Genomic DNA, 21,292 nt, shown 5'->3' on the forward strand with positions numbered 1-21,292 from the left:
ACCTTGAATAGCGTTAATAGTGTATATACACTATTTTATCTCACCGTATCTGTCGAGCGTAAAGTATGAACACTGTTGATCTGGCGTTACTAAAAACCATCCCCGAGACCTGCCCGGCGTATCAGGCACGTGCAACCGCACGGGCTATTACGCGTTATTACAACGCCTGCTTCAGACCTTATGAATTGACGGCAGAACAGTTCAGCCTGCTGGTGGGGATCGGCGGTAGCGTAAATGAAACGGTGGCAGGACTTGCATCAAAGGCCGGGGTGGATGCAACCACACTGAGCCGAAACATACGGATTATGGAGTCCCGTGGGGTTATTGAATCAACGGGGGGGCGCGGACGCCGTGGAAAACAACTTAGCCTGACCGCGCAGGGGTGGGCGCTTCTGACATCCGTGATCCCCGTATGGCAGTCCGCAAGAGAGGAATTGTCACGTAAAATGGGAAGCGAGCAGCTCAGCCTGACGACGACGATGATGAAAGACCTGGCAAAAACCAGCACATCATTTTGAGCCTTTCCTGCTGTCGCAGACACGTTCTGTGGGCAACGCCGTCAGCACCACGCGTCATCCCAAAGAGCACCAGCACGGTGCACTCAACTCGCCGTGTCTCACCAAAACGGTGAAACAGCCTGCACAGGCAGACTTAACAGTTTAATAATTAACATAAAAAATTCTGGCATATCCCTTGCAACGCTTAACACTGAAGGGCAGCACACCACAATTTGAAAAATAGCTGGCTAGGGTTCCGGTTCACTGCGGTGAATGACTGGTCCAAGAGCTGGCGACCTCTGAGAGGTTACACGGCGGGACAAAAGCCCGGGAGACAGCAGCACCTGAAGGTGTCGCGCTGCCCCCTAATTTTGTGCCACTCAGAGGTCAAGCATGAAGAAAACGCCATTATTCCGCACCCTGGTACTCTCCCTGGCGATGCTGGTCAGTCTCCCCACCTTTGCTGCGGTGAAGAAAGAGTTCAACGTCTGCTGGACCATCTACGCCGGCTGGATGCCCTGGGGCACCCTCAGCAGTAGCAAAATCATCGATAAATGGGCCGATAAATACGGCATCAAAATCAACGTTGTTCAGCTCAACGACTATATCGAATCCATCAACCAGTACACTGCGGGCCAGTTTGACGGCTGCACCATGACCAATATGGATGCGCTGACCATACCGGCCGCGGGCGGTGTTGATACCACGGCGCTGATCCTCGGCAGCTATTCAGAAGGCAACGACGGCGTGGTGATGAAGGGCGAGGGCAAAACGCTCAACGACCTGAAGGGGATGAAAGTCTACCTGCCTGAGCTCTCTGTTTCCCACTATCTGCTGGTGCGTGGCCTGGAAAAAGCCGGCCTGGCCGAAAAAGACGTCACCGTGGTAAACACGTCTGACGCGGATATCGTCTCCGCCTTTGGCACGGCAAATGTGCAGGCGGCGGTAGCCTGGAACCCGCAGCTGTCGGTCATCAAAGGCACGCCAAAAACGACTGAAGTGTTCAGTTCCTCTCAGGTACCGGGTGAGCTTATCGACATGATGGTGGTCAACAGCGAAACCCTGAAAGACAACCCGGCGCTTGGCAAAGCATTAACCGGCGCATGGTACGAGATGATGGGGCTGATGAAAGCGCAGGACGCCACCGTGCTCAACGCAATGGCCGCCGCCTCCGGTACCGATCTGGCCGGTTATCAGGCGCAGCTGAAAACAACCCATCTGTTCTATACCCCGCAGGACAATATTGCCTTTTTAACGTCGCCGGAACTGGCGAAAACCATGCAGCGCGTGGCCACGTTTTCGTTCGATAAAGGGCTGCTGGGCGATGGGGCGCAAAGCGCGGATTTCATCGGCATGCGCTTCCCGGGCAATGTCACCCAGGGCGATGCCAGCAACGTGAAGCTGCGCTTTGACGACAGCTTCGTGAAAATGGCCGCTGCCGGCACGCTGTAATAACGGACGGAACATCCATGCGACAAATTAATCGCCATCCCACGCCCGGCATGCGGCTGATGCTCGTGATGCTGCCTTTCGTCCTGCTGCTGGCCGCGTACTTTTTCGGTTCCGCGGTCAGGCTGGAGGCTAACCCGCAGGACAAGCTGCTGCCTGGCCTGCAGCAGATGCTGGACGCGCTATCACGCATGGCGTTTACCCCGGATAAACGCAGCGGTGACTATCTGTTCTGGGTGGACACGCTGGTGAGCCTTGCCCGTCTTCTGACGGGGCTGGTCATCGCCTCGATCATCGGCCTCTGTGTTGGCGTCACCGCCGGTGTTTTCCCACTGTGGCGCGCGTCGCTCTCGCCGCTGATGACGGTGCTGTCGATGATCCCGCCGCTGGCGATCCTGCCGGTGCTATTTATCGTTTTCGGGCTGGATGAACTGTCGAAAGTGATGCTGATTGTCATCGGCATCACGCCGATGCTGGCGCGCGATCTGGAGCATCGCGCGTGCGAAATCCCACCGGAGATTCTGATCAAAGCCCAGACGCTGGGTGCCAACAGCTGGACGCTGGTGTTGCGCGTGGTACTTCCGCAGCTGCTATCGCGGCTTCTGACCTCGCTGCGTCTGCTGCTGGGGTCGGCATGGTTGTTTCTCATTTCGGCAGAGGCCATCTCCTCAACCGCCGGGCTGGGCTATCGCATTTTCCTCGTGCGCCGCTATATGGCGATGGATGTGATCATTCCGTACGTCCTGTGGATCACGCTGCTGGCCTGGCTGATGGATCTGGCCCTGCGCCAGTTACATAAAACTTGGTTTCCCTGGGCGGAAGGAGGGAAGGCATGAGCTTTATCACCATCAACAATATCTGGCAGGAGTACGGCGACCACGTGGTGCTGGAGCGCCTCAATCTGCAGGTGAAAGAGGGCGAGTTCTGCTCAATGGTGGGGGCCTCTGGCTGCGGAAAATCCACGTTTTTGCGCCTGCTGCTCGGTCAGGAAGCGCCCAGCCGAGGGTCCATTACGCTCGACGGTAAACCGTTGCGCGCCGAGCCGGACAGCAGCCGGGGCGTGGTGTTTCAGCGCTACTCCGTTTTCCCGCATCTCAGCGTGCTGGATAACGTCACCATAGGGCTCGAACTGCCGCAAGCGCCGCTGTTCGGGCGCCTGTTTGGGGCAAAGAAACGCGCGGCGCGTGAGCGGGCCACCGGGATGCTGGAAAAAGTCGGTCTCGGGCATGCGATGCACAAATACCCGGCCCAGCTTTCCGGCGGTATGCAGCAACGTTTAGCCATTGCGCAGGCCTTCATTATGCAGCCGCGCGTGTTGCTGCTGGATGAGCCGTTTGGCGCCCTGGACCCGGGTATCCGTAAAGATATGCACGCCTTGTTGCTTCAGCTTTGGGGGGAGACCCGCATGACCGTCTTTATGGTCACCCACGATCTTTCGGAAGGCTTTAACCTCGGCACCCGCTTACTGGTGTTCGACAAAGTGCGCCTCGACCCGCAGGCGCCCAACGCCTTTGGTGCCCGTATTACCTACGACATTCCGCTCAACGAGACGCGGCTCTCCGCGCTGAGTGGAACGGCTCCCGATAACGTTTATGCATTAAGGGGTTAACACCGTGAATACCATGACCATGTTACGTGAAGAGATCCTGCCCGGCGGCGGTCACCTCTCGTTTGTGCTTAAGCGCGGGCAGATCCTGCGTATGACCGACATTGAAGGTGGAGCAAACGTCAGCCTGCTGATGCTGAATCCGCACGAGAAAAGTGAACGTCTGAACCTGCCCGACACCCTGAAAGGCCAGCACACCGCGCGACTGACCGCCGGACACTGCTTTTACTCCGACATGGGACGCGTGCTGGCAGGCATCACCGCAGATACCTGCGGCTGGCATGACCCGTTTGGCGGCGTACTGAACGCCGCCGAGGTGACTGAAAAGTATGGCCAGGGACGCTATCAGGAACTGCGTAACGGGTTTTACCGAAACGGAACGGACAACCTGCTGGTGGAGATGGGTAAGTGGGATCTCAATCTCGAAGATCTGCTGATGGTGGTCAACTTCTTCAGCAAAGTCACCGTCGATGACCGCGGTCAGTTCACCTTCCACGGCGGCTATTCGCAGCCGGGCAGTTACGTGGAGCTGTACGCGCCCATGGACACGCTTGTGGTGATGACCGCGCTGCAGCATCCGATGGATCCGTCCCGGGAATATGCCCCACGACCTGTCGCGCTGAGCTGGCGACAGGCTGAGGATGAAGAGGGGGCCGTTAACGCGCTTCTGACGCGCCCGGAAAACGAACGCGCCATGACCAATACCCGGCTTTTCGCCCTGTAAGGAGCAGTAAAATGACCATGATCTCTGAAAAGCATGTGCAAGACGCGGTATTTCGCCACGTGATCCCGGCAGGTGAACCGTACCTGTTCGAGGTGAAACTAGGGCAGACGTTGCGCCTGCTCGACCTGGAAGGTAACCAGGCGGTCGACACGCTGTTCTACAATGCCGATAACCCGCGTGAACGTTACGATGCACAGCGCACATTGCGCCGTCAGAACAACGCCTATCTCACGCGTGGCAGCGTCCTGTACTCCAGCCTCGGTAACCCCCTGCTGACCATTATCGACGATACCTGCGGGCGTCACGATACCCTCGGCGGGGCCTGCGCCCAGGAGAGCAACACCGTGCGATACGCCCTCGATAAACGCCATATGCACAGCTGTCGCGATAACTTCCTCTGCGCCTGTCTGCACGATGGCCGTCTGCAAAAACGCGACATCACGGCCAACATCAATTTCTTTATGAACGTGCCGGTGACGCCAGAGGGCGGGCTGACGTTTGAAGATGGTATCTCCGCGCCGGGGAAATACGTCGACCTGCGCGCCGAGTGCAACGTCATTGTCTTGATCTCCAACTGTCCACAGCTGAATAACCCCTGCAACGGCTGGAACCCAACGCCTGCTGAGGTGCTGGTATGGAACTGACGCCCACCCGCTGGCAGCGACTGCGCCAGGCGCTGTACCGCCTGTTTGAAGTCCGTGCCGGACGCATTCTGCCGTAACCGCTTTTTCCCCCATGGACGACCATGGGTGAGCCGATTTTCGGCGGGACGACCCGCCACGATTGAGTCTGACCTATGTTGACGACACTCCTGATTGCGAACCGCGGGGCGATAGCCTGCCGCATTTTACGCACCCTGCGCACCATGAAAATCCGTGGTGCGGCAGTCTATTCCGAGGCGGATATCAGCAGCCTGCATATTCGCGAGGCCGATGAAGCGCTGAGTCTGGGCGATGGCCCGGCGGCGAATACCTATCTGGATAGCACGAAGATCATCGCCGCCGCGAAAGCCAGCGGGGCACAGGCCATTCATCCGGGGTACGGCTTTCTCTCGGAAAACGCCGCGTTCGCCGAAGCGTGTGACGCCGCGGGGATTGCCTTTGTGGGCCCCACGCCGGAACAGCTGCGTCTGTTTGGGCTAAAGCATACCGCTCGCGCGCTGGCGAAAACGCACGGGGTTCCGATGCTGGAGGGCACCGACCTGCTGGCCGATGTTAACCAGGCCGTCAACGCTGCCGCCGGGGTGGGATATCCGGTGATGCTGAAAAGCACAGCGGGAGGCGGCGGCATCGGTATGCGCGTCTGCTATGACGCAGAAGCGCTGCGTGACGCGTTCGATGCGGTAGTGCGTCTGGGGAAAAATAACTTCAGCGACGCGGGTGTATTTATCGAAAAGTACATTGAGCGGGCGCGCCATCTGGAAGTACAGCTGTTTGGCGACGGCAAGGGCGAGGTGATTGCTCTCGGCGTGCGCGACTGCTCTGTGCAGCGGCGTAACCAGAAAGTGCTGGAGGAGACGCCCGCGCCAAACCTGCCGGCGGGCATGGCGCAGGCACTGTGCGAGGCGGCGATAACGCTGGGTAAAGCGGTCAACTACCGCAGCGCGGGCACCGTTGAATTCGTCTATGACAGCGACGCCGCCCGCTTTTACTTCCTTGAGGTGAATACCCGTTTGCAGGTGGAGCACGGCGTGACCGAACAGGTGTGGGGCGTGGATCTGGTGCGCTGGATGATCGAACTTGCCGCCGGAACGTTGCCGCCACTGGCGACACTGCGTGACACCCTGAAACCGAAGGGGCATGCCATTCAGGCCAGGATCTATGCCGAGAATCCGGGCCGTCAGTTCCAGCCTTCACCGGGACTGCTCACGGACGTGGCTTTCCCGCCCGATGACCGCGTTACGCTGCGCATCGACAGCTGGGTTGAGGCCGGATGCGAAGTCCCGCCGTTTTTTGACCCCATGTTAGCCAAAATGATCGCCTGGCAGCCGACACGCGAAGCCGCCATCCGCGTGCTGCATACCGCGCTGGGGGAGACCCGTCTTTATGGCGTTGAAACCAACCGCAATTATCTGCAGCAGATCCTGACCTTCGCGCCGTTTGCCGCAGGTGAGCCCTGGACCCGCTGTCTTGAGCACCTGATGTACCAGGCGTCCACGCTGGAGGTGCTCAGCGCCGGTACGCAGACCACGGTGCAGGATTACCCGGGACGCACAGGCTACTGGGCGGTTGGCGTTCCGCCATCCGGGCCAATGGACAGCCTGGCGCTGCGTCTGGGTAACCGTCTGCTGGGTAATAAAGATGATGCCGCCGCGCTTGAGATCACCCTCAGCGGCCCGACGCTGAAATTCAACTGCGATGCGCAGCTGGTGGTGACGGGCGCTGAAATTGCGCTCACGCTGGACGGTGAACCGCTGGCCAATAATCACGTTTTTCGCGTACGTGCGGGCATGACGCTGCGTATGGGAGAGATCCGCGGTGCGGGCGTGCGCAGCTATCTTTGCCTGCGCGGCGGGTTTAACGTGCCGGAATATCTGGGCAGTAAAAGCACCTTCACGCTGGGGCAGTTCGGGGGGCACGCCGGACGGGCGCTCCGCACAGGTGACATTTTGCATCTGGCGCCGTTAACCGAGCCGGTAGCGGACGCGCCGCTGCCGCAGGCGCTGCACACGAGGCTGGACGCGGTGCGCGAACTGCGGGTGATTTACGGCCCGCACGGTGCACCGGAGTATTTCACGCCGGATTACATCGCGACGTTTTTCGCCACCGAATGGGAAGTGCATTTCAACTCCAGCCGGACGGGGGTACGCCTTATTGGCCCGAAACCGGAATGGGTTCGCGACAGCGGCGGCGAGGCAGGCCTGCATCCGTCGAACATTCATGACAATCCGTATGCCATCGGCGCGGTGGATTTTACCGGCGATATGCCGGTGATCCTCGGCCCGGATGGCCCAAGCCTGGGCGGGTTTGTCTGTCCGGTCACCATCATCGAGGCCGATCTGCACGCGGTAGGGCAACTGAAGGCGGGAGATTACGTTCGCTTTGTGCCGGTGGATATTGCCACCGCGCGACGGCTGGCGCAGGCGCAGGAGCGCCAAATCGCCAGCCTGACCCCGCAACCTGTCACGTGGCAACCTGCCGGTCTGGACTCACCGATTGTGCTGACGCAGGGGACGGCCGATAAACGTCTGGTGGCGAGAGTGTCGGGTGATACCCATCTGCTGCTGGAGATTGGCGAGCCTGAGCTGGATCTGGTGCTGCGTTTTCGCGGCCACGCGCTGATGCAGGCGCTGGAGGACCGGGCGCTGAAAGGCGTTATCGATCTCACGCCGGGGATCCGCTCCCTGCAAATTCATTATCAGCCGGAAACGCTGCGCCTGGATAGCCTGCTGGAGGTGATCGCCGGGCTGTGGCAGGGCGTTTGTGACCAGGACTCGCTGGACGTGCCGTCGCGCATCGTCTGGCTGCCGCTCTCCTGGGACGATCCGGCGTGTCAGAAAGCCATCGACAAATACATGACCACCGTGCGCCGCGATGCGCCGTGGTGCCCGAGTAACCTGGAGTTTATCCGTCGCATAAACGATCTGGCTAACATTGATGAAGTGTATAAAACGGTGTTCGACGCCCGTTATCTGGTGATGGGGCTGGGGGATGTCTACCTCGGCGCGCCGGTGGCCACGCCGCTCGACCCGCGACACCGTCTGGTGACCACCAAATACAATCCGGCGCGCACCTGGACGGCGGAGAATTCGGTGGGCATTGGCGGGGCATACCTCTGCATCTACGGTATGGAAGGGCCGGGCGGGTATCAGTTTGTGGGACGAACCCTGCAGATGTGGAATCGCTATCGCACGGTAGAGGATTTCGGCGGCAAGCCCTGGCTGCTGCGTTTCTTCGATCAAATTCGCTTTTATCCGGTTTCTGCCGGGGAGTTACAAAATATCCGCCGGGATTTCCCGCTGGGGCGTTATCCGCTGCGTATTGAACACACCACGCTGAAACTGGCGGAGTATCAGCAGTTTCTGGCTGACGAAGCACCTGAGATTGAGGCATTCCGTACGCATCAGCAGGCGGCGTTTAACGCCGAGCGTGAGCGCTGGATAGCGGGCGGGCAGGCGCATTTTGACAGTAGCGATGAACTGACGGATGACGGTGACGACGTGCCGTTACGGTCGGGAGAATCCGGTGTTGAAAGCCCGGTTGCCGGCAACCTGTGGCAGGTGAACGTTGTGGTCGGCAACACCGTGCGCGAAGGCGATGTGCTGGTGGTGCTGGAGTCGATGAAAATGGAAATCCCGTTAGTTGCCACTCAGGACGGCGTGGTCAGTCAGGTCCGTGTCCAGCCGGGGTCGTCGGTGCGGGCGGGCCAGTGCGTGGTCGTTCTGGAGAAAACAGCATGAAGCCTCTTTATGATTTACGTCTCTCTGTGCTGGCAGAGGCATACCGTGAAGGCCAGATCGCCCCGCGTGAGGTGATAACGGCATTACGCGAGCGCGCGCTGACGCTGAACCCGTCATTTAACGCTTTTATTTATCTGCTCACCCCTGAAGAGCTGGAGCCGTACCTCGCCGCGCTGGATGGCGTAGCGCCGGACACGCTGCCGCTGTTCGGCGTGCCCTTTGCCATCAAAGACAATATCGATCTGGCAGGTATCGACACCACCGCCGCCTGTCCGGCATTTGCGTATCGGGCAGAGCAGGATGCAACGATAGTTTCGCAGCTGATTGCGCTGGGGGCGATTCCTCTGGGGAAAACTAACCTCGATCAGTTCGCTACCGGCTTAAACGGTACGCGTTCGCCGTATGGCCCATGTCGTAACAGCGTTCATCCGGATTACCCGTCCGGTGGCTCCAGCGCGGGGTCGTCGCTGGCGGTCGCCCTGGGTCTGGCGAGCTTCGCACTGGGAACGGACACGGCCGGCAGCGGGCGCGTACCGGCCTCGCTGAATAATCTGGTCGGCCTCAAGGCAACCAAAGGTCTCATCTCCACGGCAGGGGTTGTGCCTGCCTGCCGCACGCTGGACTGCGTCACGTTTTTCACCGCGACAGCAGCAGAGGCCAGCCAGCTGCTGGCACTCACGGCGCGACAGGATCCGCGTGACGAATACAGCCGGTCAAACCCGGCGTGGAACGGTCCGCAGGCTTTTGGTGTCCCTGCTGCGGGCTTTCGCTTTGGCGTGCCGGAGACGCTGGAGTTTCTCGGCTGTGCAGAAAGCGAGGCACTGTATCACCGCGCAAAGACGAGGCTTATCGCGCTGGGGGGCGTGCCCGTGACTCTCGACTTTGCACCGTTTCTGGCGGCCGCGAAACTGCTCTATGACGGCCCGTGGGTCGCCGAGCGTTATCACCTCGCGGGTGCGCTGATTGAACGCCAGCCCGACGCGGTGTTGCCGGTTATCCGTGATGTCCTGCAAAACGCGCCTGCAGCCACTGCGGTGGCGGCGTTTGACGCGCAGTACAAACTCCAGCGGTATAAAGCCGAGTGCGATGCCATGATGGCCGACCTGGATTGCGTATTAATCCCGACGTATCCCCGCCCGGTGAGTCTGGCTGAGCTGGCCGATGAACCGGTTAAAAGCAACTCGGCGCTGGGCATCTATACCAACTTTATGAACCTGCTCGACTATGCCGCCGTAGCGGTCCCGGTCGGTGAAATGAAGAATGGGCTGCCATCCGGCGTCACGCTGTTTGGCCGCGCGTTTACCGATCAGTATCTGCTCAGTCTGGCCGATGCGTTACAACGTCACACAAAATTAACGTTACCGGGCAACCGCGCCATGCTGGACGACGCGCCGACCTGCACCGCAACCCATGACCGCCTGCGGATAGTGGTCTGCGGTGCGCATATGGACGGTCTGGCGCTCAATGTTCAGTTACGAGAGCGCGGAGCACGCCTTGTCGACGCGACCACCAGCGCACCTTATTACCGTCTGTATGCGCTGGCGGACGGTAAACGTCCCGGAATGGTTCGGGTGGCAGACCAGGGGGCCGGGATTGCGGTCGAGGTCTGGGAGCTACCGCACAGCGAAGTGGGGTCGTTTCTCGCCGGGATCCCCGCACCCCTGGGGCTGGGAAAAATCGAGCTGCAGGATGGACGGTGGTTGACCGGGTTTATCTGCGAGGCGTATGGCCTGGAGGGGGCACGGGATATCACGGAATTTGGTGGCTGGAGAGCCTGGCTTGCCCGGAATCGGTGAGCAAGCCAGGTGCTGGCGTTAGCGGTACAGCGTTTTTTCTGCGACCGGAATAATTAACGTGTCCTGCCAGTCCGCGAGCGTCAGCTGTGCGAGTTTGCCCAGTGCGGTGTAGAACGGGTGCCCGGCGTTTTCAACAAACACGGACAGGAAGCGGGTACTCCAAGGCAGCAGGTGCCACGCCAGAAGTTGGTCGCGTTCAGCGTCGCGGCCATTTTCTGCCAGCCACGCGGCCAGTAACAGCAGGGTACCGATGTGATCTTCCGGTTCGTTCTGCTTCATCTCGAAGGCAATGTTGTTTTCACGCATCCACTGGCGCAGCGCGAGGGTGGAGTCGCCGAAGAGCACGGATTCCCGATCCAGCCAGACGGAACCCCACGGCGGTGATGGCAGGGCGTAAGGGCCAATAAACAGACGTTGCCAGGCATCTTTCAATGCTTCATCTGCTGGCGTTTTGAACGCATCTGCAACGGGCTGCAGCGTTTCCGGCGCCAGCGGCCAGTCCTGAATCCAGTCGCCTGCGGTGAGCGCCTGCACCAGCGGCGCAGTCTCCTCACTATCCGGAGCAAAATAAAACAGCGCGCCCAGTACCCGGGCGCTGAACGCGAACGAATCACGCTGTGAGACTTCTTTCATGACTACCTTCCTTGCTCGCGCGGAGTAGCCCGCGCTACTGTGTTAACCCGCAATCGCCATACCTGCGGTCATGTGCAGACCATAGAAAAGACCACGGCCAATCAGTTCACCCACGACGACCAGTATCACGCCTGCAAAAAGAGCGAGGGCTTTAGGCTCCTGCCGACGCATCAGCGGGCACAACCAGCAGCCGAGTCCGGCGGCAAGCAGTACGATACGCCAGATTTGCAGTGCGCCATAGTCAGGCAACAGGGCACTCGCCTGTTGAACGGAACTGTGGATTGTCGCCAGGTCATTGCTCTGCAGCACGATGACCGCCACGCAGGCCAGGAGTGCCAGCACGCTGACAGAGGCCGCGAATGTGCTTTTATATGTCGTGTTTGCCACGCGCAGCAACAGGGCTGCAAACAGCGGCCCCCCCAATACCAGCGTCAGGAAAAAGGCCAGCGTGGTGTAGCCCGTGTACCAGGTCGGTACGGTATCAATTTGATAAACCCGGGTCATCGCCCAGACAAAGACAACGCCCAGGATCTGGCTAACGACCAGCCAGATTTTACCCAGTGCCGGGGGCATTTTACCGATAACGGATACCAGCCACCAGAAACCGCCCACGGCAAAGAAAACGGATCCCGCGGCAATTTCGTTACTGAGCGCCGAAGCACCCACGCGGTTGAGCGAGTTAAAGGCCCGGAGCGGGGAGCCAAGGTGCAGCACGGACGCCAAAAATCCGATGCCCATCACCAGCCACAGAAAGAACATACTGCGGACAAGGCGTGTTTTCACCGCGTCGTCTTTTTCAGTAAGCCAGACGAGCCCCATAACGATCAATGCCCCGGCGACGCACTGTCCGAAGACGGTGAAGATCACCAGCGGCCATTCATGCCATCCACTTCCCATCTCACACCTCTTTCGGGTTTGCCAGGTAGCCGGTGGTATCCCCTGTCGGGCGGCTGTTGGCGTTAGGTTTAATCACGATGCTCGGCTTCGTGAAGTGCGCGGACGGCAGCGGCGCGACGGCCGCCAGCTGACCATGTTTTTTACGCAACTCGTCGATAGGACCGAAATCCAGCGCGCGCAGCGGGCAGGACTCCACGCAGATCGGCTTTTTGCCGTCCGCCACGCGGGTGTGGCAGCCGTCGCACTTGGTCATATGGCCTTTGGCGGCGTTGTACTGCGGGGCACCGTACGGACAGGCCATGTGGCAGTAGCGACAGCCGATGCAGACATCTTCATCCACCACCACAAACCCGTCGTCACGCTTGTGCATCGCCCCGCTCGGGCAGACCTTGGTGCAGGCCGGGTCTTCGCAGTGGTTGCAGGCAATCGACAGGTAATAGGCAAACACGTTCTGGTGCCAGACACCGTTGTCTTCCTGCCAGTCACCGCCCGCGTATTCGTAAATACGGCGGAAGCTGACGTCCGGGGTTAAATCTTTGTAATCCTTGCAGGCGAGCTCGCAGGTTTTGCACCCGGTGCAGCGGCTGGAATCAATAAAAAATCCATACTGAGTGGTCATCACTTACTCCTTACGCCTTCTCGATCTGCACCAGATTGGTGTGCTGCGGGTTACCTTTGGCCAGCGGTGACGGGCGGTGCGTGGTCAGGGTGTTGATGCATGAACCGTGGTCGACACGATCGCCGTTCATATTGGCGTCATGCCAGGCTCCCTGGCCCATCGCGCTCACGCCGGGCATGATGCGTGGTGTGACTTTCGCTTCGATGCGCACCTCGCCGCGATCGTTAAACACGCGCACCGTATCGCCATTTTTGATGCCGCGTTGCGCCGCGTCCACGGGGTTAAGCCAGACCTCCTGACGGCAGGCGGCTTTCAGCACGTCGACATTGCCGTAGCTGGAGTGGGTGCGGGCTTTGAAGTGGAAGCCGAAGAGCTGCAGCGGGAATTTATGACGTTCCGGGGCGTCCCAGCCGTCGAAGGTCGAGGCGTAGACCGGCAGCGGGCTGATGGTTTCGTCGTCGGCGAGCTCCCAGGTAGCCGCAATCTCTGCCAGCTTGCTGGAGTAAATTTCAATCTTGCCCGAGGGGGTGTTGAGCGGATAAGCCTGCGGATCATCGCGGAATTTTTTATAGGCCACGAAGTGCCCGGCCGGATCTTTACGCTTATAAATACCCCTCTCTTTCAGTTCGTCATAGGACGGCAACTGCGGATCTTTGTCGAGCATTTTGGCATACAGATACTGCAGCCACTGCGCCTGGGTACGTCCTTCGGTAAATCGCTGATGAATATCCGGGCCGAGGCGTTTCGCCACTTCACTCATGATCCAGTAGATCGGTTTGCGCTCAAATTTCGGCGCGGTCACGGGCTGAAGGAAAATCAGGTAGCCCATGTTGCCTGCATAATCGTTAGGAATAATGTCTTCCTGCTCAACGGTCATTAAATCGGGTAGCAGGATGTCAGCATATTTCGCCGACGAGGTCATAAAGTTGTCGATCACCACGATGGTTTCGCATTTACTCTCGTCCTGCAGAATATCGTGGGTTTTGTTGATGTCGGAATGCTGGTTGATGATGGTGTTGCCGGCGTAGTTCCAGATGAATTTGATCGGCACATCCAGCTTCTCTTTTCCCCGCACGCCGTCGCGCAGGGCGGTCATTTCGGGTCCGCGCGCGATGGCGTCGGTCCAGCTAAAGCATGAGATTTGCGTTTTCACCGGGTTATCCGGCAGTGGCATACGCTCAATGGTGATCGTGTAGGTCGATTCACGTGCGCCGCTGTTACCGCCGTTGATACCGACGTTTCCGGTCAAAATCGGCAACATGGCAATGGCGCGGGAGGTCAGCTCGCCGTTGGCCTGGCGCTGGGGGCCCCAGCCCTGACAGATGTAGGCCGGTTTGGTACTGCCAATTTCTCGTGCAAGCTTGATGATGCGATCGGCCGGTATGCCTGTGATGCGCGAGGCCCATTCCGGCGTTTTGGCGATGCCATCGTCACCCTGACCGAGAATATACGCTTTGTAATGCCCGTTAGCAGGCGCACCTTCCGGCAGCGTTTTTTCGTCATAGCCGACGCAGTACGTGTCGAGGAACGGCTGATCGACAAGGTTTTCGTCGATCAGTACCCAGGCGATACCTGCGACCAGCGCGGCGTCCGTCCCCGGGCGAATCGGGATCCACTCGTCTTCGCGCCCGGCGGCGGTGTCGGTATACCGCGGATCGATGACGATCATGCGCGCGTGAGAGCGCTCGCGGGCCTGCTCGAGATAATAGGTTATCCCGCCGCCACTCATGCGCGTCTCTGCCGGGTTATTGCCGAACATCACCACCAGCTTCGTGTTTTCAATATCTGAGGTGCTGTTGCCGTCGTTGCTGCCGTAGGTGTAGGGCATTGCACAGGCTATTTGCGCGGTGCTATAAGTGCCATAGTGGCTTAAAAAGCCGCCGTAGCAGTTCATCAGACGCGCGACCAGCGAAGCATAAGGGGAGGAGCGGGTGATATTGCCGCCCACAATGCCGGAGGAGTAGTTAATGTAGACCGCTTCGTTGCCGTATTTTTCCACGACATCTTTCAGGCTGCGGGTAAGGGTGTCCAGGGCTTCATCCCATGAGATACGCTCAAATTTTCCTTCACCGCGTTTCCCTACGCGCTTCATGGGGTAGTTCAGACGATCGGGGTGATTGATCCGACGGCGAATAGAACGCCCGCGCAGGCAGGCGCGAACCTGATGATTGCCATAAATATCCTCACCGGTGTTATCCGTTTCGACCCAGTAAACTTCTTCATCACGGACGTGAAGACGCAGCGCACAACGGCTCCCGCAGTTGACCGAGCAGGCACCCCAGACCACTTTGTCTTCAGCGGGCTTTACGGCGTTTTGTACCGCGGCAGCGGCGCGTTTGAGGCCAAAAGGCAGTGAAATCCCCCCCGCGGCAAGTGCCAGAGAGCTTATTGCAGTGGATTTAACCAACGTTCGACGGCTGATCCCGCCGTGATTTTCGACATCGGACATAACTCACCCCATCATTTTAATTGCGTATTATTTTCGCCCGTGATTACAACCGGGCTAATGATGGGGTGAATGTTACTTATTTGGAGGTATTAAATATTAATCCTCATCAAGTCAAAGGGAATTGGCCGCGAGAAAGTGATTAAAATCACTGAGGTTCGCCCTGACCATTATCCTGCATCCCTGATGCGGCACCGCTACCGGTGCGGGTATAGAGAATTTTAAAAGTATCGTTCGCACAATGACCGACTACCTGTGCATCCGGCTGGTCAGCCTGATCATTTGGCACAATATTCAACGTAAAGCCGGACTCGGGCACGCCGTTATTGATGATTTTCTGCTGAATATCGCTTTTTACGCGCTCGCAGGAATCCGGGGCAGCCAGAGCCGCTGTAGAAGCGCTCATTAACAGCAGGGCGGTAATCCAGGGTAACCGTTTCATCTGTAGCTCCTTTTCTCTGTGTGTCGGTTAAGCTTAGCAGGGTTCGTGTAAGCTTTTGTTATTGGGGATAACTTTCTGAACAATCTTATACAGGTTTCCTGCGCTCATTTTCCCCAATTTCAATTTCCATCAACACGTCCTGCGGGCGGTGATACCCGCCCGGCATCGCGACGCTAAGCGCGTTGCGTTTTGCTCTGCACCTGTCGTTCGCCGGAGTGATGCCGTAAGTCATCACACATCGCCTGTAACTCATTGAACAATCTTGCCACATGGAAACCATCGCACACGGAATGATGGACCTGCACGGCGAGGGGCAACAATACTTTTCCACCCTGGTTGTCGTATTTCCCCATCGTGAACATGGGGGCAAAAAAGTTCTGCATATTGGCTACGTTGATATTAAAACTGGTAAAACTTGACCAGGGGATCGCCGACACAAAAAATACATTTTCCCGCGACTCTTCCTTCGGCCAATAAGAAAGGCTATTACCATAGCGAGCAACATCTTCCGAATAAACATTCTGGAAATGATCAATATTGCCATCGAAGTGACTCCATAATGAAGAAAAGGTCTCCGTTTCATTATGGAAAATGGTATAGCTTGGATGAATTTCATTCCATATGACAAGTTCATTGTTCTTCATGGCCATACGGAATTCCGAATGGTTGTTGACGATTTTAGAAAGGAGGGAAATCATCGTCGGATAAAATTTCCAGCCCAGTTCTTTTATATCCTTGAGCAATGCGGTGATGTCTATTTGAACAGTTTGATTAAATGTAGATTGAGCAAAGGACTGAAATACCTCGAAATGTTCTTTTCTGGCCCAACGTGATAAGTCAACAGGCGTATATTCAGGGATTGTTTTTTTCATTTTTTTAACCTTTGATGAGCAATCAAAAATCAGCGTTTTGCCTACGTTTTTTCATGAATAAAGAAAGCATAGAGATTCCAGGCGGTTTTGGACGCGAACGCATTTGTGAGGGTAGCGCATCCTTATAGAGGAAGAAAGGGGATGTTAAACATTTAATATATCAAAGAATAAAGTTAGATGGCGCAATCTGCCGGCGTTTTCATGTTATTAATATGTCACAGAATATCCGTCATGCACTCAAAGCAGGTGTGTTTCCTGTTCAACAGCGGGCACAGCGCCTTCTCGTTCTGGCGAGGTTTTGCAGAGGGCAAGAGAGATTAATGCATTGATTGTACGTCTCTTTTCGCCTGACATTTTGCTATCGTGTGAACAACGGTATTTGCTAATATGATCGGGAATACTCTCCCTGATTCGGTAAATGATGTGAAGAACTACGCAGCGATAACGCTACTGGCAGCAACACTGGTGGGGTGCGACAACCCTTCCGCGCCGCTGTCGTTTACGCCCGAGATGGCGAGCTTCTCCAATGAATTTGATTTTGACCCTCTGCGCGGCCCGGTAAAAGACTTTACCCAGACACTGTTCAACGACAAAGGTGAAGTCTCCAAACGGGTAACCGGTACGATGTCGACGGAAGGGTGTTTCGATACCCTCGAACTGCACGACCTCGAGGCCAATACCGGCGTGGCGCTGGTACTGGATGCTAATTACTACCTTGATGCGGAAACCCAGCAGCGAAAAGTGAAACTGCAGGGGAAATGCCAGCTGGCCGAATTACCGTCGGCGGGCGTAACGTGGGATACCGACGATAACGGGTTTGTGGTGGCGGCGCACGGCAAAGAGATGGAAGTGAAGTACCGCTATGATGCGGATGGCTATCCGCTGGGGAAAACCACCGTCTCCGGGGACCAGCATTTATCCGTCCAGTCGACGCCGTCTAAAGATCTTCGCAAAAGAATGGATTACTCCGCCGTGAGCATGCTGAATGACAAGCCGCTGGGCAACGTCAATCAGAGCTGTGATTACGATCGACACAATAATCCGGTGAGTTGCGATCTGACGATCACCGACAACAGCGTGAAGCCCGCCGTTGAGCGCAAGTACACCATTAAGAACAGTATTGAATACTACTGAGAAAAAGCCGCGCAGGTTACTGCGCGGTGGGTTTCAGCAGGCTGGCGCCTGACGGTTTGTGTCCGGCCAGGTGCTGATGCTGGAAGATGCACATGCGAATGGTGTTGCGGTATTCACCGTTGATAAAGAACTCGTGAACCAGTTCGCCTTCCACCATAAAGCCCAGCTTGCGGTAGATATGGATCGCTTTCTCGTTTTCTTTATCCACGATGAGATAAAGCTTGTAGAGATTGAGGACGTTGAATCCGTAATCCATCGCCAGCTTCGCCGCCCGCGTGGCAAGACCTTTCCCCTGATGCTCAGGTGAAATGATAATCTGAAATTCTGCCCGACGATGAACGTGGTTGATCTCAACCAGTTCCACCAGACCGGCTTTTTCACCTTCACACTCCACGACAAAACGGCGTTCGCTTTGATCGTGAATGTGCTTGTCGTAGAGATCCGACAGCTCAACAAACGCCTCGTAAGGCTCTTCGAACCAGTAGCGCATCACGCTGGCGTTATTGTCGAGCTGGTGGACGAAGCGCAGGTCTTCACGCTCCAGCGGGCGGAGCTTAACGTCACACTGCACTGACATTATGGCGCTACCGTGCGGCCAGTACGACGATCCAGGCAGCGCAGGGTATTTGGCTCCCAGTAGGCGTTAACGTTGGCACTTTGCTGACACTTATCGCGCGCGTCGAAAGCGACATCTTCTTTGTCCCACTCTTTTTCAACACGTTTGTTCACCTTCTGGCGAAGGCTACGGGTGTCATTCCATTGTTCTTTGTCCATGGCGGCGTTCTGACGGCTTTGCGCGCTGTCGCCAGACTCAATAATGAGTTTGCTGGTTTCCGCGGTGGCAGAGGCGGCAAAGGCGAACGATGACAGCGCCAGCAGGGCTGTCAGACAAAGGCGTTTGCTTAATGTAGTCATAGCGTTTCCTTTTAAATGGGCGCAGATAATTAAGTTATCCCGTTCAGATTCTACACCAAAGAGAAATAACGGCATACCCGCGGCACGGGTATGGAAAAGTAAACGATATCATCAGGTATGATGTCTAAATAAATCATCACATGACCGTAAATATGCTCAAAACCACTCTGCTTTTTTTTGCCACTGCGCTGTGTGAAATCATCGGCTGCTTCCTTCCGTGGCTCTGGCTGAAGAAGGGGGCAACCGTCTTCCTGCTGATCCCGGCGGGCATTGCGCTGGCCCTGTTTGTCTGGCTGTTGACGCTGCACCCGGCGGCCAGCGGGCGCGTCTACGCCGCTTATGGCGGGGTTTATGTCTGTACCGCGCTGCTGTGGTTACGCGTGGTGGATGGTGTGAAGCTCAGCGCCTATGACTGGGCCGGGGCGCTGGTTGCGCTGTGCGGCATGTTGATTATTGTTGCCGGATGGGGGCGCGCCTGAGCGCCCGATTTTTTTGTGACCGTTCGCTGATTTTATGATAATTATACTTGTATGGTAGTAGTGCAGAAGAGTAAGTTTCCAGCATCACAATGAGCGATGTAAGGAAATGGATTATGAAGATTGTCGGGGCTGAAGTCTTTGTTACCTGCCCGGGGCGTAACTTTGTCACCCTTAAAATTACCACCGACGAGGGCATCGTCGGCCTGGGTGATGCCACCCTCAACGGACGTGAACTTTCGGTGGCCTCTTATCTGAAAGATCACCTTTGCCCGCAGTTGATCGGCCGTGATGCGCACCGCATTGAGGATATCTGGCAGTTCTTCTACAAAGGCGCCTACTGGCGTCGTGGTCCGGTCACCATGTCGGCCATTTCCGCTGTGGATATGGCACTGTGGGATATCAAAGCCAAAGCGGCCAATATGCCGCTCTACCAGCTGCTGGGCGGCGCATCCCGGGAAGGGGTGATGGTCTATTGTCATACCACCGGACACTCCATTGATGACGTGCTGGAAGATTACGCCCGGCATAAAGAGATGGGTTTTAAGGCGATCCGCGTCCAGTGCGGCGTGCCGGGTATGAAAACCACCTATGGCATGTCGAAAGGAAAAGGGCTGGCCTACGAGCCCGCCACTAAAGGTAACTGGCCGGAAGAGCAGCTCTGGTCCAGCGAAAAATACCTCGATTTCACACCGAAGCTGTTCGATGCGGTGCGCAGTAAATTTGGCTTTAATGAGCATCTTTTGCACGACATGCACCACCGTTTGACCCCGATTGAGGCGGCGCGATTCGGTAAGAGCATTGAAGCATTCCGTATGTTCTGGATGGAAGATCCTACGCCAGCGGAAAACCAGGCCTGCTTCCGTCTGATCCGTCAGCATACGGTCACGCCGATTGCGGTTGGAGAAGTGTTTAACAGCATCTGGGACTGCAAGCAGCTTATTGAAGAGCAGCTTATCGACTATATCCGCACCACCATTACCCACGCGGGCGGCATCACCGGCATGCGGCGCATCGCGGACTTCGCCTCGCTTTATCAGGTGCGTACCGGTTCACATGGACCGTCGGATCTGTCGCCTGTTTGCCACGCCGCCGCGCTGCATTTTGACCTGTGGGTGCCAAACTTTGGTGTACAGGAATATATGGGTTACTCCGAACAGATGCTGGAGGTCTTCCCGCACAGCTGGCGCTTTGATAATGGCTATATGCATCCGGGCGACAAACCCGGGCTGGGTATTGAATTTGACGAAAAACTGGCGGCGAAATACCCGTACGATCCTGCCTATCTTCCGGTTGCCCGTCTCGAAGATGGCACGTTGTGGAACTGGTAAACGAGGAGCGAACGATGAAAAGCGTAGTGATTCAACAACCCAATGCACTGGTGATTGAAGATCGTCCACTCCCGGAACCCGCGGCAGGTGAAGTGCGCGTCAACGTCAAACTGGCCGGTATTTGCGGTTCAGACAGCCATATTTACCGCGGGCATAATCCGTTTGCGCGATACCCGCGTGTGATTGGCCATGAATTTTTTGGCGAGATTGATGCCGTTGGTGAGGGTGTTGACCCGGCCCGCGTGGGCGAGCGCGTCTCGGTTGACCCGGTGATCAGCTGCGGACACTGCTATCCGTGCTCCGTGGGCAAACCCAATGTCTGTACCTCTCTGGTGGTGCTGGGCGTTCATCGCGACGGAGGATTTAGTGAGTATGCCGTCGTACCGGCAAAAAATGCCTGGGTTGTTCCGGATGCTATTCCAGATAAACACGCGGTAATGATTGAGCCGTTCACGATTGCCGCTAACGTGACGGGGCACGCACAACCCACCGGGCAGGATATCGCCCTGATCTACGGCGCAGGTCCCATGGGGCTTGTCACCGTCCAGGCGCTGAAAGGTGTCTATAAGGTGAAGCAGGTTATCGTTGTCGATCGGATCAATGAACGGCTGGCGATGGCGCAACGCAGCGGCGCGGACTGGGTGTTCAACAACGCGGAGCTGTCGTTACAGGCGGCGCTGGAAGAAAAAGGGATCAAACCAACGCTTATTATTGACGCAGCCTGTCATCCGACAATTTTACAGGAAGCCATCACCATTGCCTCTCCGGCGGCACGCATCGTGCTGATGGGGTTTTCCAGCGACCCAAGCCAGATTGTTCAGCAGGGGATCACCGGAAAAGAGCTGGCGATATTCTCATCACGGCTGAATGCCAACAAATTCCCCGTCGTCATCGACTGGCTGGAAAAGGGGCTGATCGACCCGGACAAACTGATCACCCACACTTTTGACTATCACCACGTAACAGACGCCATCGAACGGTTTGAAAAAGATCAGCGGCAGTGCTGCAAAGTCTTACTCACGTTCGGGCAATAATAATTCACGCGGTTAAGAGCCT

General features: G+C 57.0%; 20 protein-coding genes and 1 riboswitch. Of the genes, 12 read left to right on the forward strand and 8 right to left on the reverse strand.

The genetic code is table 11. The features are described 5' to 3' along the window. Positions 1-65: 65 nt before the first annotated feature. From BJP35_RS14930 to atzF, 8 genes are all read left to right on the forward strand, one after another. Positions 66-518, forward strand: coding sequence for a MarR family winged helix-turn-helix transcriptional regulator (locus BJP35_RS14930; RefSeq protein ID WP_047366463.1), 453 nt, complete (start codon positions 66-68; stop codon positions 516-518). A 216-nt stretch (positions 519-734) separates the two neighbouring features. Further along, positions 735-833, forward strand: a riboswitch (guanidine-I (ykkC/yxkD leader). A gap of 57 nt (positions 834-890) precedes the next feature. Further along, on the forward strand, positions 891-1,949 hold the full coding sequence (locus BJP35_RS14935) for a putative urea ABC transporter substrate-binding protein (protein ID WP_032681129.1): 1,059 nt from the start codon (positions 891-893) through the stop codon (positions 1,947-1,949). Positions 1,950-1,966: 17 nt separating this feature from the next. Then, complete coding sequence (locus BJP35_RS14940; protein ID WP_014169869.1) at positions 1,967-2,782, forward strand: ABC transporter permease; 816 nt, start codon at positions 1,967-1,969, stop codon at positions 2,780-2,782. After that, a complete protein-coding gene (locus BJP35_RS14945; protein WP_014169870.1) occupies positions 2,779-3,555 on the forward strand; it encodes an ABC transporter ATP-binding protein in 777 nt (258 codons plus the stop codon). The genes BJP35_RS14940 and BJP35_RS14945 overlap by 4 nt, the downstream gene beginning before the upstream one ends. 13 nt (positions 3,556-3,568) lie before the next feature. After that, complete coding sequence (locus tag BJP35_RS14950; protein ID WP_040019021.1) at positions 3,569-4,276, forward strand: urea amidolyase associated protein UAAP1; 708 nt, start codon at positions 3,569-3,571, stop codon at positions 4,274-4,276. 11 nt (positions 4,277-4,287) lie between these two features. Next, positions 4,288-4,920, forward strand: coding sequence for an urea amidolyase associated protein UAAP2 (locus BJP35_RS14955; protein ID WP_014169873.1), 633 nt, complete (start codon positions 4,288-4,290; stop codon positions 4,918-4,920). A 152-nt stretch (positions 4,921-5,072) separates the two neighbouring features. Then, positions 5,073-8,675 (forward strand): urea carboxylase, encoded by a 3,603-nt coding sequence (gene uca, locus BJP35_RS14960; protein ID WP_047744570.1) that lies wholly within the window; start codon positions 5,073-5,075, stop codon positions 8,673-8,675. Then, positions 8,672-10,471 (forward strand): allophanate hydrolase, encoded by a 1,800-nt coding sequence (gene atzF, locus BJP35_RS14965; RefSeq protein ID WP_047744571.1) that lies wholly within the window; start codon positions 8,672-8,674, stop codon positions 10,469-10,471. The genes uca and atzF overlap by 4 nt, the downstream gene beginning before the upstream one ends. Positions 10,472-10,489: 18 nt before the next feature. Here the strand turns inward: atzF and dmsD are convergent, their stop codons facing one another. From dmsD to catA, 6 genes are all read right to left on the reverse strand, one after another. Beyond that, positions 10,490-11,104, reverse strand: a complete 615-nt coding sequence (gene dmsD, locus BJP35_RS14970; RefSeq protein ID WP_014169877.1) for a Tat proofreading chaperone DmsD — start codon at positions 11,102-11,104, stop codon at positions 10,490-10,492. A gap of 42 nt (positions 11,105-11,146) precedes the next feature. Beyond that, positions 11,147-12,001, reverse strand: a complete 855-nt coding sequence (locus tag BJP35_RS14975) for a dimethyl sulfoxide reductase anchor subunit family protein (protein ID WP_047744572.1) — start codon at positions 11,999-12,001, stop codon at positions 11,147-11,149. A 1-nt stretch (position 12,002) separates the two neighbouring features. Next, positions 12,003-12,620, reverse strand: coding sequence for a DMSO/selenate family reductase complex B subunit (locus BJP35_RS14980; protein ID WP_014169373.1), 618 nt, complete (start codon positions 12,618-12,620; stop codon positions 12,003-12,005). Positions 12,621-12,630: 10 nt separating this feature from the next. Further along, complete coding sequence (gene ynfE, locus BJP35_RS14985) at positions 12,631-15,069, reverse strand: selenate/tellurate reductase subunit YnfE (protein ID WP_047744573.1); 2,439 nt, start codon at positions 15,067-15,069, stop codon at positions 12,631-12,633. 145 nt (positions 15,070-15,214) lie between these two features. Beyond that, positions 15,215-15,508, reverse strand: coding sequence for a DUF1161 domain-containing protein (locus tag BJP35_RS14990; protein WP_014169881.1), 294 nt, complete (start codon positions 15,506-15,508; stop codon positions 15,215-15,217). 173 nt (positions 15,509-15,681) lie between these two features. After that, positions 15,682-16,380, reverse strand: a complete 699-nt coding sequence (catA, locus tag BJP35_RS14995) for a type A chloramphenicol O-acetyltransferase (protein WP_047744574.1) — start codon at positions 16,378-16,380, stop codon at positions 15,682-15,684. A gap of 387 nt (positions 16,381-16,767) precedes the next feature. Here catA and BJP35_RS15000 point away from each other — a divergent pair, with 387 nt between their 5' ends. Further along, positions 16,768-17,514: a YnfC family lipoprotein gene (locus tag BJP35_RS15000; RefSeq protein WP_032670404.1), complete on the forward strand. Its 747-nt coding sequence runs from the start codon at positions 16,768-16,770 to the stop codon at positions 17,512-17,514. A 16-nt stretch (positions 17,515-17,530) separates the two neighbouring features. Here the strand turns inward: BJP35_RS15000 and speG are convergent, their stop codons facing one another. Both speG and BJP35_RS15010 read right to left on the reverse strand, forming a co-directional pair. Then, complete coding sequence (gene speG, locus BJP35_RS15005; RefSeq protein WP_020884265.1) at positions 17,531-18,091, reverse strand: spermidine N1-acetyltransferase; 561 nt, start codon at positions 18,089-18,091, stop codon at positions 17,531-17,533. Beyond that, complete coding sequence (locus BJP35_RS15010; RefSeq protein WP_020884264.1) at positions 18,091-18,429, reverse strand: DUF1283 family protein; 339 nt, start codon at positions 18,427-18,429, stop codon at positions 18,091-18,093. The genes speG and BJP35_RS15010 overlap by 1 nt, the downstream gene beginning before the upstream one ends. A 152-nt stretch (positions 18,430-18,581) precedes the next feature. Between BJP35_RS15010 and BJP35_RS15015 the strand changes: the two genes are divergently transcribed. From BJP35_RS15015 to BJP35_RS15025, 3 genes are all read left to right on the forward strand, one after another. Further along, complete coding sequence (locus BJP35_RS15015) at positions 18,582-18,908, forward strand: YnfA family protein (RefSeq protein ID WP_025204305.1); 327 nt, start codon at positions 18,582-18,584, stop codon at positions 18,906-18,908. 113 nt (positions 18,909-19,021) lie between these two features. Beyond that, on the forward strand, positions 19,022-20,236 hold the full coding sequence (gene rspA / locus BJP35_RS15020) for a starvation-sensing protein RspA (RefSeq protein ID WP_047744575.1): 1,215 nt from the start codon (positions 19,022-19,024) through the stop codon (positions 20,234-20,236). Between the two features lie 14 nt (positions 20,237-20,250). After that, positions 20,251-21,270 (forward strand): Zn-dependent oxidoreductase, encoded by a 1,020-nt coding sequence (locus BJP35_RS15025; RefSeq protein WP_025204304.1) that lies wholly within the window; start codon positions 20,251-20,253, stop codon positions 21,268-21,270. The last annotated feature ends 22 nt before the right edge of the window (positions 21,271-21,292 follow it).

It is taken from the genome of Enterobacter sp. J49 (genome assembly GCF_002148625.1).
Taxonomy (GTDB): Bacteria; Pseudomonadota; Gammaproteobacteria; order Enterobacterales; family Enterobacteriaceae; genus Enterobacter; species Enterobacter ludwigii.

What these genes read in the sequence shown, in the direction of transcription:
- rspA (WP_047744575.1), top strand. Translation starts at nt 19,022, where the DNA reads ATGAAGATTGTCGGGGCTGAAGTCTTTGTTACCTGCCCGGGGCGTAAC.
- BJP35_RS14930 (WP_047366463.1), top strand. Translation starts at nt 66, where the DNA reads ATGAACACTGTTGATCTGGCGTTACTAAAAACCATCCCCGAGACCTGC.
- BJP35_RS14955 (WP_014169873.1), top strand. Translation starts at nt 4,288, where the DNA reads ATGACCATGATCTCTGAAAAGCATGTGCAAGACGCGGTATTTCGCCAC.
- uca (WP_047744570.1), top strand. Translation starts at nt 5,073, where the DNA reads ATGTTGACGACACTCCTGATTGCGAACCGCGGGGCGATAGCCTGCCGC.
- BJP35_RS14990 (WP_014169881.1), bottom strand. Translation starts at nt 15,508, where the DNA reads ATGAAACGGTTACCCTGGATTACCGCCCTGCTGTTAATGAGCGCTTCT.
- BJP35_RS15010 (WP_020884264.1), bottom strand. Translation starts at nt 18,429, where the DNA reads ATGACTACATTAAGCAAACGCCTTTGTCTGACAGCCCTGCTGGCGCTG.
- BJP35_RS14940 (WP_014169869.1), top strand. Translation starts at nt 1,967, where the DNA reads ATGCGACAAATTAATCGCCATCCCACGCCCGGCATGCGGCTGATGCTC.
- BJP35_RS14945 (WP_014169870.1), top strand. Translation starts at nt 2,779, where the DNA reads ATGAGCTTTATCACCATCAACAATATCTGGCAGGAGTACGGCGACCAC.
- ynfE (WP_047744573.1), bottom strand. Translation starts at nt 15,069, where the DNA reads ATGTCCGATGTCGAAAATCACGGCGGGATCAGCCGTCGAACGTTGGTT.
- speG (WP_020884265.1), bottom strand. Translation starts at nt 18,091, where the DNA reads ATGTCAGTGCAGTGTGACGTTAAGCTCCGCCCGCTGGAGCGTGAAGAC.
- BJP35_RS14950 (WP_040019021.1), top strand. Translation starts at nt 3,569, where the DNA reads ATGACCATGTTACGTGAAGAGATCCTGCCCGGCGGCGGTCACCTCTCG.
- BJP35_RS15015 (WP_025204305.1), top strand. Translation starts at nt 18,582, where the DNA reads ATGCTCAAAACCACTCTGCTTTTTTTTGCCACTGCGCTGTGTGAAATC.
- BJP35_RS15025 (WP_025204304.1), top strand. Translation starts at nt 20,251, where the DNA reads ATGAAAAGCGTAGTGATTCAACAACCCAATGCACTGGTGATTGAAGAT.
- BJP35_RS14975 (WP_047744572.1), bottom strand. Translation starts at nt 12,001, where the DNA reads ATGGGAAGTGGATGGCATGAATGGCCGCTGGTGATCTTCACCGTCTTC.
- catA (WP_047744574.1), bottom strand. Translation starts at nt 16,380, where the DNA reads ATGAAAAAAACAATCCCTGAATATACGCCTGTTGACTTATCACGTTGG.
- BJP35_RS15000 (WP_032670404.1), top strand. Translation starts at nt 16,768, where the DNA reads ATGATCGGGAATACTCTCCCTGATTCGGTAAATGATGTGAAGAACTAC.
- BJP35_RS14935 (WP_032681129.1), top strand. Translation starts at nt 891, where the DNA reads ATGAAGAAAACGCCATTATTCCGCACCCTGGTACTCTCCCTGGCGATG.
- BJP35_RS14980 (WP_014169373.1), bottom strand. Translation starts at nt 12,620, where the DNA reads ATGACCACTCAGTATGGATTTTTTATTGATTCCAGCCGCTGCACCGGG.
- atzF (WP_047744571.1), top strand. Translation starts at nt 8,672, where the DNA reads ATGAAGCCTCTTTATGATTTACGTCTCTCTGTGCTGGCAGAGGCATAC.
- dmsD (WP_014169877.1), bottom strand. Translation starts at nt 11,104, where the DNA reads ATGAAAGAAGTCTCACAGCGTGATTCGTTCGCGTTCAGCGCCCGGGTA.